Origin of the sequence: Hydromonas duriensis (genome assembly GCF_004363775.1) — a bacterium.
GTDB lineage: Bacteria > Pseudomonadota > Gammaproteobacteria > Burkholderiales > Burkholderiaceae > Hydromonas > Hydromonas duriensis.
This window is the reverse complement of sequence record NZ_SNZE01000039.1, coordinates 1-10012: the sequence shown is the minus strand read 5'-3', so window position 1 is coordinate 10012 and position 10012 is coordinate 1. Positions and strand designations below refer to the sequence as shown.

The window sequence follows — 10012 nt, the reverse complement described above, 5'->3', positions numbered from 1 at the left end:
CCTGCTTATAAAATAAGCAGAATACTTGGATTACCTGGTCAATTTTGAACGCAAATTTATGCCTTTAAATGGTCAGTTTTGAACGAGCAGCAACACTTGTACGTCATCCACTGGTTAGATACATAACCCATTGACATCGATTTTGCGGCAAGAATCAAGTTGTTAATACCTCGGTATGAATGGTTTGATGCGCCATTCTTGTGTATCAAGTTCTCAATACAGACCCATGGCTTTTCAAAAGGTTGAATATTTGGACTATCAAGCATTTCCATGATTTCAGACAGCTTTGATTCAAACATCCCCACAATCTGATCCGTGACTTCTTGTCGAATGTCTTTCTTGACAGCATTTGCTTTAGCAGAAGTTTTATGTTTGTTTGTCATGATGAATCTCCAATAAAAAAGCGAGACACACCATGCCCTTGCGGGATGGGTATATCCCGCAGGGGTTTTTAAAATTAAAAAAGCTCACTCATTCAGATAATTGACTGAACGCCCTTAGTCGTGGTGAGCACTAAGGGTTCAAGTTGAGCTATGACATAAAATAAAAGCCCTGCTTTCTTTATGTCCTAGCTCACCAGGTTACATCACACTCACACAATCGTGTAGGTCCGAGATTCGGCATCTACACGAAACGTGAATGTACCGTCCCTTAAAGCATCCTCAATTTCTGTACGGTAGAAATTGAAGTTGAGACGATTGTTTACAAAGAGCTTTAAAGGTTCTTCGTCCTTTGGGGGTTGAACATGAACAACCCAATCGGTTGCGCCTGATTCAATTCCCCAAACTGGAATATTTTTAGCTCGTAGTGCGTTGTTAAGTAATACTAGTGACATGACATGCTCCTAAATTAAAAAAAAAGGGACATGTCATCCCCAATGGGTTGAAATGTCCCATTGGGTGAGCACAACTTTCGTTGTGCAGATGTAAAAAAACAGCCATAAAATGACTGTTTATAAGCCTCATCAATGGGTAAAACCCATTGGATTTGGTCGAGTGAGGCACCAAATCATGATTGTCAGACTGGACAATCGAACAGTGTTTCTCATTACAAACTACTTTGGCTTGGATACTCAATGAGTACCCAAAGAAAGTATTCTGAAATACTCCAAAAAAGCAAAAAATTTGAGGCAAAGCCTCGTGTTCAAAGAAGACACCCTACACCCTGCCCTCGCATCAAATTACTGTGCGATGGACAATAAGCTCATGTGATTGCAGGAAGTGGGGGTGAGACCTACACACTGGGTGAGCGAGCTAGGCTTGCTTCCAATAGTAGGTCTCGTGCTTTGATATCTACAACCATCAAAACCAATATAGCGCATTTATGGCGCGTGTTCATCTTTTCATCAATGAACGAGGTCAAGTAGTAAGCGTCAACAATGAATATAAAATATTCATTGCCCTAGTCTAGTGACGCACTAGGGAGGGTGATCGTTTTTGCTGAACGAATCAAAACAGTGAAAGCGATTAAACAAAACCCCCATAATATAAGAGCATCCAAGGGATGTCCACATTATGGGGTTTCGTATTATGCTGCTTCTGTTTGGGATGCTGAATCAGTTTCATCAGTTTCACTTGGCTTAACGTCTTCAGTGGAGGCTGCTGGCGTTTTGTCTTGTGAGTCTGCTGTTTTAGCATCATAGTATTGTTGACCGTCTACTTTAATGGTGTGCACCTTAAGTAAACGACCTTTCAATACAGATTTGATTTCTTCTTCTGGTGTACCTTTATTGGCAATCCAATAATCGGCATAAAAATCACCAATTTCAACTGAACCAAAGATTTTAGTGTCTTTCGAGTCACCAAATTCTTTAATCAATTGTTCCACCAGTTCTTTAGCTTTAGCACCTTTAACGGTCAAATTAAAACGGCGATATTCGGGTTCATCCGAACTGCCATTCAACGCGCTAAAATCCAAAGCCAAGTAATCAGGCTGTTTCTTCCCTTTACCTTGAACAACACGCAAGCGGTTAAAATAACCAACAACGCGAGTTGTCATATCGAAGTAAGATGGGGTAGTAGTCGTTTGTGTCATGATAAATCTCCTTTAAGTTAAAAACAAAAAGCGAGATATATCAAATCCCAAACGGGATAGAAATATCCCGCATGGGTGAGTATGTTATAAGCCTTAGCATTGTTCTAAAACAATGGACTAGTCGAGTAAGGCACTAGCCAACACGCCAAAAACGTGTACATGTAAAATGTACTGACAATAATACACCATTTGCATTCTTTGTCAAGCGTGTTTCTTAATATTTTTTTGACTTCCACAAAAATATCGAGATGTAATCGTTAATTTTGTTTATACGCGCTCTTTAATGCCCGCATCCTTCAAAATTGCATTCGCGGTGTGACGAGATTTACAGTTAAAAGGAACAGTGAGTATGGTTTTATTACGCCCCCACATTTCATGAGAGCCTTTGCCTTGTCGTAGGTATATGTAACCATTGGATTTTAGCAGTTTGATGAGTTGCTGATAGTAACCATTCATGCAAATACATGCTGATTAATCAAACGGTACTCGGTACTTGGGGGTACAGGCGTTTGGTGTTGGTGTTCCAATAAGTCCATCAAACTACTTGACACTTCGTCTGCCAACTCGTCCAATGTGGCAGCTTCAGCAATTAAGCCCTTAACATCAGGGCAACGTGCAACAAACACGCCAGCCTCATCATCATGAATGACTTGTACCACCAACTTAAGAGGCACGCCCAATAAGGCTGCAAACTTCCAGCCCATGAAGCCGATTCTATATTTCACTTTACTCTCCTTTTTTGTCATTCTAACTTAGAGGCATTTTTTTTGCATTCCGTGCAAACCAATTGGCTTGAATGCGCCACAAATAAAGTTGCATTTGAACAACAACTGCAATCACTGTCACATCGATTTTTAATAAAAGTTTTTTAAATTTAAACTTGTATCAATTCATTGATACGGGTCGTCACCCTTGGGCTGAGTTTATCGCGGCGCATACGCCAATCTGTATTCATTCGCTCCGTGCCCAATTGCAACACATCACGCCCAAAGCGTGCATTCAAACCGTCAACACAACTCATCAACCTCAAACGTTGCTCAGAATCCCCTGGATTGAGCCAATCCAACTGCTGCTGTTGGTTGGCCGACTCAATGCCGCTCAGAATCACACCGCACTTCTTGTATTCAAACCCTGCTTTATAAATGCGCTCCAATGCCTTTTGAGCCATTTGATTGATTTTAAGCGTATCACACGTCCCCGAAGTCAATTGCACACACTCCGAACCGTAATGTTGTGGCAACTCGAGCTTAAAACGGTTGGTTTGGATGAACACCTGCAAGGTATGGGCAACACCGCCCTCCTCGCGCAACTCACGACCCGCGTCCGCAACGTGGTGCGATATGGCGGATCGTAGTCCTGTTAAATCACAGACTGGCTGCCCAAAGCTTCGACTGCGAATGATTTGCTGACGCTTGGGTTTAACCGCTTCCATTTCAAGACAAGACACGCCTTGCAGTTCTCGTTGTGTTCGCTCAACAACGACACCAAACTTTTGGCGAAGCATCGCGGTCGAGGCGCGTGTGAAATCCCCGACCGTCTCGATGCCCACCTCGTTTAAAGACTGGCCGATGCGCCTACCAATGCCCCACACCTCGGTCACAGGCTCGCTGTTCAGTGCGCGTGCTTGCATGTCCGCATCCCAAGCACTCCAATTGGCCACGCCTTTGAAATAGCGATGGCGTTTGGCCAAGTGATTACAAAACTTAGCCAAGGTTTTAGTAGGTGCGATGCCGACGCAAGTCGGAATACCCACCCATTGCAGCACGCGATTGCGGATTTGATGGCCAAGCTCATTCAAATCAACCAATCGTTGCATGCCGCCCACATCCGCGAAGCACTCGTCGATTGAATACACTTCGGTGGTCGGCACTAAAGTGGCAATGCTGTTCATCATGCGTCGAGACATGTCGCCGTACAGCTCATAATTGCTTGAGAACACCTGAACATTGTTGTGACGCACGATGTCTTGGATTTTAAAGTATGGCTCGCCCATTTTAATACCCACCGCCTTGGCTTCTGCGCTGCGTGTGACAACGCAGCCATCATTGTTCGACAACACAATGACGGGCAGGTTGCGCAAATTCGGCTGATACACACGCTCGCAAGACGCATAAAAACAATTGCCATCGATGAGAGCAAACATAAATTTGTGCTTTATTTAAACTTTTTAATGACGCTCATCACCACACCCACTACGGTAATGATGCTGCCATAGCCAGGGCGTAGAATCGGAAAGTCGTCGTTTTCAGGGTGAAGCTCAACGCCTGTGGCCGTGCGCACCAAACGCTTAACAGTGAACTCCCCATCCAGTTCAGCGACCACAATATCGGTATGTAAAGCCTCAACTGAGCGGTCAACAATGAGAATATCGCCCTCATCGATGCCCACTTTAATCATAGATTGACCTTTGACGCGGACAAGTATGGTTGCGGCCGCATTGCTGATGAGATACTCATTCAAGTCGATATAATCGTCAAGGTAAGGCGCGGCTGGGGACGGGAAGCCAGCTTGCACGCCCTCGGTGGCCAGGGGTATTTGCATGTGTGTTTTAGCCATGACGTGCATGACATCGGCGGGCAAGTTGCCTTTATACGTCGCTATCACTTTGTCGATATGGTCGACCAGTTTGATGGGTACACGTTTTACAATTGTGTCCTCGCCCTTTTTGCGCCCTGCCCCTTGGCGTGCGCCGCCATGTTTATTCTCGGACATTTTAATCACCTTTGAAATATGTTTCATTTTTCATAAGTATAAACATATTTCAACAATGATGTCTTTTATTGTGATTAAGGCTATTAAATTGTATTGTACAATACAAAATATGTTTAACAACAGCACCCATAACGAACATGACCGCAACCAACACAACACCGACCAAGCAAGCCTATGATGAACTTCAGTGGGCTTATGACACCTTTAACCAAAAGTTGTTTGGTGGCCAACTGCCCTACTGTCTCATCACCCTTCAGCGCGAGAAAAACACCTGCGGCTATTTCTCGGCCAAACGATTTGCCAATCAGTCAGGGGTTGTGACCGATGAGATTGCGATTAATCCATCCTACTTTGCAGTGTCACCCTTGATTGAAATCATGCAAACGCTGGTGCACGAGATGGTGCATTTGTGGCAGTTTCATTTTGGGAAGCCTGGACGTGGACGGTATCACAATAAAGAATGGGCCGACCAAATGGAGCGAATCGGTTTGATGCCCTCCTCCACTGGCCAGCCTGGTGGTGCAAAGACGGGGGACAGTATGGCGGACTACGCCATCGAGGGCGGCTTGTTCCTTAAAGTCTGCGCGGGCCTGCTTGACGAGCACTTTAAGTTGTCCTGGTATGACCGTTTCCCGCCGACGCTCGCGGTGATGTCGGGGCAAAGCAGTTTTGCGAATCAACTGGTGGGTTTACCCAACGCTGCGACGATGATTATTTCGGACAACAGCAACTCGATGGTAGAAACAAAACCTCAACCGATTGAGGCATCCAGTGTGCCTTCAGCGGAGAACAAGCAAACCCGCGTCAAGTACACATGCGATTGCGACATCAATATTTGGGCAAAGCCCAATATTCAGGTGCGTTGTTGTGAGTGTGACGGTATGTTTGAGGCCGTTTAGATTAACGACACCAAGGCGGAATGCTTGGGTCGCGATAAATCCCTAACTTCTGTCCCAATTCAACACATTTGTCGCTCGCGCATTCCCAAGGAATGAGCCGAGTATCAATGCCTGCTTCGAGAATGAGTTCGAGTTGATGAACCGATAATATTTTTTGTTCGGGTTCGTAACTTGGGTTCTTTTTTTTCAACTGTTTTTCCTCAAACCGATTACTGTGGGTCAATTGCAAAAGAATCAGTTGAGCTTCATTGAATTGATTACTTTTTAGTTTTTGTGCTTCGGCCCTTGCGCGTTCAATTTTAATATCATGTCGAATGGACTCAATAAACTTTCTATACTCAGTATTTGACTGGCACAACGACAAATACTTTTTGATGTCGTGAACAGTCATTTCTTTCAATGGCTCCCATTTGGCGGTTCTTGAAACATACTCTCGACTTGAGTGTCTTTGACCGCCTAGGCGATACTTAATCGTTCTTATTATTAAAACATCATAGGAAATAGTTGGGAATTTACGTTTTAAAAGGTACAGCTCAAACTTTGAAATGACCATCTGGCCAAACAAATCAAATTGGTTCTTCATACTCATACTTTAAATCAATATTTTGAGTTTAAATAACGCAATTGTGTCAAAATTGTAGATAAAATACACCCATGCAAATCGCATATTCATAGACGATCGGAGGATACATTTCATGAAGTTCAGCAAACCATTTTTAATCGCTTCCCTGCTTTTGGGTTCAATGGCCAGCAACGTCGCTCACGCCGACATATTAAAGCTCGAGCAAGCAAAAGAAAGTTTTGATAAACCGTATATCGAGTTTGCAAAGGACTGGATGAAAGAGTCCGTCGTTGAAAAAGGCTTTGGTATTTTGGGTGCCATGATTGGCATGAACGCACTCAATTTAAACTACGACGACCAAATCAAGCGCACATTTGAGTATCCAGGACGTGATGCGGCCGATCGAGCGATGACCACGTTCACGGCATATTGTGAGCATTACACGGGACAAGTCGTGCGTATGAAAGACGAAGCCTACTGCTTGAACAATGACACTGTGCGAGCCTATATGACATGGTACTTTCAGACCGAGCCGCATGACAAAATTGCGTTCATGCACAAAGACGGCAAGTCAGCTCAAGCCAGGTACAACCACATCACGCACTTAAGCCCTGGCGACACCATTAAAACCAAATACGGCACAGGCCTCGTCGTAGAAACTAAAAGCGGTGGCTTGATTAACTTCCAGCCTGTCAATGGCCCTACTCGTTGGATTACTGCGAGTGATATTAATTGATTAGCGCTTGAGCTGCTCCAGCTCATAAAGCACGTCATTGAGAATGTAGGTGCCAGGCACATCTACCGTGTAACGCCCTACTTCCAATGCCCGATTCTTGCTGATGTGGCGTGTTAGCAGAACGTCCTTGCGATTTCTGATGTCAAATCCAAATGCTTGCAATTTGCCTTCAATGACCCATAGATAGGCCATTCCACAATTAATGGCGAGTTCTTGGATGCTTGCTGCGAACTCTGCTGGAGTCATTCGGGATAATGAGTATTGTTGAGGCATGATAGGACTTTTATTAGCTGAATTTGAACGGTCTACATTCTTAAATATGGGGATAATGGTGCTTAGTTTCAAGTTCAAATTTAGAATTATGATGGAGGTGTGGATATGGATTTAGGTTATTGGTTATTGACAACTGTAGCGGTGCAAGCCACCAATTCCGCAGTCAACAACGGTATCGTGATGATGGGGCCGACCCACTCATACGATGAAAAGCTGCTGTCAGAAACCTTACAGGAACAAAAGGTTCAAGGCAGTGAGGACATGGTTAAAATGCTGAATGAGGGTCCCGTGTACGTCACGGCCAATGGATTAGTACCCGTTGGTGACAATAGACCCTACCGACATATGAATGATGGCAAAGCATCAGAGCTGCTGTTCTTAATCACGTCCAATATGGATAACGAGTATCTAATGTCGATGGCCACGGCCGCTAAAACCATCGGTGCTGTGCTGATGATGCGTGGCTTAGTTGATGATTCAGTAGAAAAGACCATTGCCTTTGCCAAGCCATTGGTCGATGCGGGTGCTTTGGTGCAAATCAACCCTATTCCTTCAGAGACATTTAGACACCGTACTTACAGAAAAGCGCCACTGATTGTCTACACCGAAGTTGACTCAAAAGGCGGCTATGCGTGTGCGAATGGTGAAAGCCTAAAGTCCTGTTCTGAAGTCATCGGTGGCGTGATTCATCGGCCGTTTGGTGACTATAAAGTCATGGAAACAGCCACTGAAATGTTGGGCGGCTATAAAAAATGGGCGGTGAAATGACACGCAAATGGTTGGGTTCAGCTCTGTTTGTTTGCTCGATGCTATTGACCTATAAAGCGAGTGCGTTTGATGCCAAAGTTGTTGGCATTAAAGACGGTGACACCATTGTTGTATTTGATGGCACATCGAGCACCACGATTCGTTTAGCGGCCATCGATGCCCCTGAAAAGTCGCAAGCATTCGGTGAAGCGGCTAAAAAGGCCATGTCGTCGATTTGTTTTGGGAAAATGGCCACGGTCAATCCAATCAATACCGATCGATACAGCCGAACAGTGGCAGACGTGTTTTGCGCGGGCAAGAACGCGGGCGAATGGATGGTGTACAACGGGTTTGCTTGGGTGTACGACAGATATGTCTCAGGGCACATCCAATACTATGGTGCTCAGAAAATAGCCCGCGAGCAACGCAAAGGGCTATGGCAAGACAACAATCCGATTGCGCCCTGGGACTTCAGAGTTAAATAATTTACAAAACGGATGGCTTTTTTAGAAGCGACCTTTACTTTATCCTAATTAAAACACTTATGTACCAATTAAAATCGCATTATTTTCAGTTAATGGTGAATCAAAGTTATTTTGATAGACAGTCGTACATTTATTACCACGAGCTGACAGAAAAACTTTCGATTATAAGAAAAAAATGCATCGACAATCGTATAAGGCTTGAGCAGAAATATTTAAAAAATGGCAGCATCGACTCTAAAACCAAACTTTCTGGTCTTAGGGGCCTAAATGTGTGCATGAGCTCTTTACATTTGTCATTGACTTTCGTTTATAGGCATTTGCTATTTCAAAAGTGGTGGATATTAACCATCAATAATGCGCTATCAGACGAAGATAAAGTACGTCTTATTGAAGGCTATTTAGCTTCGAATAAACTCAGTTATGTAATTTCCCTGTTCTCTTCGGTTGAATCATTTATAAGAACTTTATTACGAGAGAAAAATCATGACATAAATAATAAAAATTTCAGAAGTTGCATTAACACACTTCTCTCAGAGGAGTTGACAACGCCAATTAAAGGTGGAATTCAAGTACTTGAGTTTTTTTCAGAAATTAGAAATACAATCCATAACGATGGGACTTACTATTCTTCAAAAAACAAAAGCAGAAATTTCAAGTTTAAAGACGAGACTTACACTTTTTCTAATGAAGTGCGCATTGATTTTGTAACATGGGAACTGTTGATTGAAATAACCGATTCAATTTTGTCAATTATGATAGAGATTTTAGATGATAAGAACTTTTCATAATAATTTGCTATAAACTAACCTTAGTTAGGGCTTTCAAAAAAAAATGATTTAGCAAAATTGTGTTAGACATTTTGACAAATTTGATCACATATTGCATGACTTGTTGTCCACATTTTACTTTTTTCAAACGAAGCGTTATCCAATTTAGTTATCAAGTTTGTACACTTCAGGATTTTACTTTTCAATTCACTACTGCCAACTAAAATATTGAATTCCGTATAAATACATCTATTACATGCTTTACTTAACTCATCCTCAAGACAATCGACTTGGAGGTTGACTTTGAATATTAATCCAGACTTTTTAAGAATTTCAATATTTTTCTTAAACCTATCCAACTCGGTTTGATTACCAGACTTGTCTGTGTCAACATACAACCATATTTGACCACCCTGATCTGCCCTCGAATTGACGGACACCTTTTAACGTAAAAAGAGAGGTGTCAAATGCAACGCAATCGTTACGATGACTCATTCAAAGCTGAGGCAGTGAGTTTAGCATTATCAGGAGAGCTGAGTTACGCGGAAGTGGCTCGAGATTTGGGTATAAACTACGGAACATTAACGAACTGGATTTATGAAACCATGAAGAATCCTAAAGCTGCCTCAACCAAAGGCCAAAGCCCAAGTCGCCAAGACTATCAAACATTAGAGCGTCAACTCAAAGCCGCTCATAAAGAGCTTGATTTGCGCAAGCGGGAGATTGAATTCCTAAAAAAGGCAAGCGCGTACTTTGCGAGCCTGAAACCGTAAAGTACGCAATGATTGGTCAGGACG

15 protein-coding genes are annotated in these 10012 nt (G+C 43.2%); 6 read left to right on the top strand and 9 right to left on the bottom strand.

Features of this window, described 5'->3' with window-relative positions; all coding sequences use genetic code 11:
- Positions 1 to 56 precede the first annotated feature (56 nt).
- The 7 genes from DFR44_RS10800 to DFR44_RS10770 form a co-directional block, all read right to left on the bottom strand.
- Positions 57 to 383, bottom strand: a complete 327-nt coding sequence (locus tag DFR44_RS10800; protein ID WP_133621578.1) for an ArdC-like ssDNA-binding domain-containing protein — start codon at positions 381 to 383, stop codon at positions 57 to 59.
- Positions 384 to 592: 209 nt separating this feature from the next.
- A complete protein-coding gene (locus DFR44_RS10795; RefSeq protein WP_133621577.1) occupies positions 593 to 835 on the bottom strand; it encodes a hypothetical protein in 243 nt (80 codons plus the stop codon).
- A gap of 692 nt (positions 836 to 1527) precedes the next feature.
- A complete protein-coding gene (locus DFR44_RS10790) occupies positions 1528 to 2034 on the bottom strand; it encodes a DUF3577 domain-containing protein (protein ID WP_133621576.1) in 507 nt (168 codons plus the stop codon).
- Positions 2035 to 2301: 267 nt separating this feature from the next.
- The gene (locus DFR44_RS10785) at positions 2302 to 2490 is read right to left on the bottom strand and encodes a type II toxin-antitoxin system HicA family toxin (RefSeq protein WP_133621575.1); all 189 of its coding nucleotides are present in this window, start codon (positions 2488 to 2490) and stop codon (positions 2302 to 2304) included.
- Entirely contained in the window at positions 2487 to 2759 is a 273-nt protein-coding gene (locus DFR44_RS10780) for a DUF1902 domain-containing protein (protein WP_246012109.1), read from the bottom strand. The genes DFR44_RS10785 and DFR44_RS10780 overlap by 4 nt, the downstream gene beginning before the upstream one ends.
- Before the next feature lie 149 nt (positions 2760 to 2908).
- Complete coding sequence (locus DFR44_RS10775) at positions 2909 to 4177, bottom strand: Y-family DNA polymerase (RefSeq protein WP_133621573.1); 1269 nt, start codon at positions 4175 to 4177, stop codon at positions 2909 to 2911.
- 11 nt (positions 4178 to 4188) lie between these two features.
- The gene (locus DFR44_RS10770; RefSeq protein ID WP_133621572.1) at positions 4189 to 4746 is read right to left on the bottom strand and encodes a LexA family protein; all 558 of its coding nucleotides are present in this window, start codon (positions 4744 to 4746) and stop codon (positions 4189 to 4191) included.
- A gap of 137 nt (positions 4747 to 4883) precedes the next feature.
- Here DFR44_RS10770 and DFR44_RS10765 point away from each other — a divergent pair, with 137 nt between their 5' ends.
- A complete protein-coding gene (locus DFR44_RS10765) occupies positions 4884 to 5645 on the top strand; it encodes a SprT-like domain-containing protein (protein WP_133621571.1) in 762 nt (253 codons plus the stop codon).
- A gap of 1 nt (position 5646) precedes the next feature.
- Here the strand turns inward: DFR44_RS10765 and DFR44_RS10760 are convergent, their stop codons facing one another.
- Positions 5647 to 6228 carry a hypothetical protein gene (locus DFR44_RS10760; RefSeq protein ID WP_133621570.1) on the bottom strand — a complete coding sequence of 194 codons (582 nt, stop codon included), beginning with the start codon at positions 6226 to 6228 and terminating at the stop codon, positions 5647 to 5649.
- A 112-nt stretch (positions 6229 to 6340) separates the two neighbouring features.
- Between DFR44_RS10760 and DFR44_RS10755 the strand changes: the two genes are divergently transcribed.
- Positions 6341 to 6943 carry a hypothetical protein gene (locus DFR44_RS10755; protein WP_133621569.1) on the top strand — a complete coding sequence of 201 codons (603 nt, stop codon included), beginning with the start codon at positions 6341 to 6343 and terminating at the stop codon, positions 6941 to 6943.
- On the opposite strand, the gene DFR44_RS10750 is transcribed toward DFR44_RS10755, so the two are convergent.
- Positions 6944 to 7216, bottom strand: a complete 273-nt coding sequence (locus DFR44_RS10750) for a hypothetical protein (protein ID WP_133621568.1) — start codon at positions 7214 to 7216, stop codon at positions 6944 to 6946.
- Positions 7217 to 7321: 105 nt separating this feature from the next.
- Between DFR44_RS10750 and DFR44_RS10745 the strand changes: the two genes are divergently transcribed.
- The 4 genes from DFR44_RS10745 (at position 7322) to DFR44_RS10730 (ending at position 9988) form a co-directional block, all read left to right on the top strand.
- Positions 7322 to 7984 (top strand): TrbC family F-type conjugative pilus assembly protein, encoded by a 663-nt coding sequence (locus DFR44_RS10745; protein ID WP_133621567.1) that lies wholly within the window; start codon positions 7322 to 7324, stop codon positions 7982 to 7984.
- Positions 7981 to 8448, top strand: coding sequence for a thermonuclease family protein (locus DFR44_RS10740; protein WP_246012108.1), 468 nt, complete (start codon positions 7981 to 7983; stop codon positions 8446 to 8448). The genes DFR44_RS10745 and DFR44_RS10740 overlap by 4 nt, the downstream gene beginning before the upstream one ends.
- A gap of 275 nt (positions 8449 to 8723) precedes the next feature.
- On the top strand, positions 8724 to 9236 hold the full coding sequence (locus tag DFR44_RS10735; protein WP_133621566.1) for a hypothetical protein: 513 nt from the start codon (positions 8724 to 8726) through the stop codon (positions 9234 to 9236).
- Positions 9237 to 9682: 446 nt separating this feature from the next.
- Entirely contained in the window at positions 9683 to 9988 is a 306-nt protein-coding gene (locus tag DFR44_RS10730; RefSeq protein ID WP_133620012.1) for a transposase, read from the top strand.
- The last annotated feature ends 24 nt before the right edge of the window (positions 9989 to 10012 follow it).

What these genes read in the sequence shown, in the direction of transcription:
- DFR44_RS10800 (WP_133621578.1), bottom strand. Translation starts at nt 383, where the DNA reads ATGACAAACAAACATAAAACTTCTGCTAAAGCAAATGCTGTCAAGAAA.
- DFR44_RS10795 (WP_133621577.1), bottom strand. Translation starts at nt 835, where the DNA reads ATGTCACTAGTATTACTTAACAACGCACTACGAGCTAAAAATATTCCA.
- DFR44_RS10790 (WP_133621576.1), bottom strand. Translation starts at nt 2,034, where the DNA reads ATGACACAAACGACTACTACCCCATCTTACTTCGATATGACAACTCGC.
- DFR44_RS10785 (WP_133621575.1), bottom strand. Translation starts at nt 2,490, where the DNA reads ATGAATGGTTACTATCAGCAACTCATCAAACTGCTAAAATCCAATGGT.
- DFR44_RS10775 (WP_133621573.1), bottom strand. Translation starts at nt 4,177, where the DNA reads ATGTTTGCTCTCATCGATGGCAATTGTTTTTATGCGTCTTGCGAGCGT.
- DFR44_RS10770 (WP_133621572.1), bottom strand. Translation starts at nt 4,746, where the DNA reads ATGTCCGAGAATAAACATGGCGGCGCACGCCAAGGGGCAGGGCGCAAA.
- DFR44_RS10765 (WP_133621571.1), top strand. Translation starts at nt 4,884, where the DNA reads ATGACCGCAACCAACACAACACCGACCAAGCAAGCCTATGATGAACTT.
- DFR44_RS10760 (WP_133621570.1), bottom strand. Translation starts at nt 6,228, where the DNA reads ATGAAGAACCAATTTGATTTGTTTGGCCAGATGGTCATTTCAAAGTTT.
- DFR44_RS10755 (WP_133621569.1), top strand. Translation starts at nt 6,341, where the DNA reads ATGAAGTTCAGCAAACCATTTTTAATCGCTTCCCTGCTTTTGGGTTCA.
- DFR44_RS10750 (WP_133621568.1), bottom strand. Translation starts at nt 7,216, where the DNA reads ATGCCTCAACAATACTCATTATCCCGAATGACTCCAGCAGAGTTCGCA.
- DFR44_RS10745 (WP_133621567.1), top strand. Translation starts at nt 7,322, where the DNA reads ATGGATTTAGGTTATTGGTTATTGACAACTGTAGCGGTGCAAGCCACC.
- DFR44_RS10740 (WP_246012108.1), top strand. Translation starts at nt 7,981, where the DNA reads ATGACACGCAAATGGTTGGGTTCAGCTCTGTTTGTTTGCTCGATGCTA.
- DFR44_RS10735 (WP_133621566.1), top strand. Translation starts at nt 8,724, where the DNA reads ATGAGCTCTTTACATTTGTCATTGACTTTCGTTTATAGGCATTTGCTA.
- DFR44_RS10730 (WP_133620012.1), top strand. Translation starts at nt 9,683, where the DNA reads ATGCAACGCAATCGTTACGATGACTCATTCAAAGCTGAGGCAGTGAGT.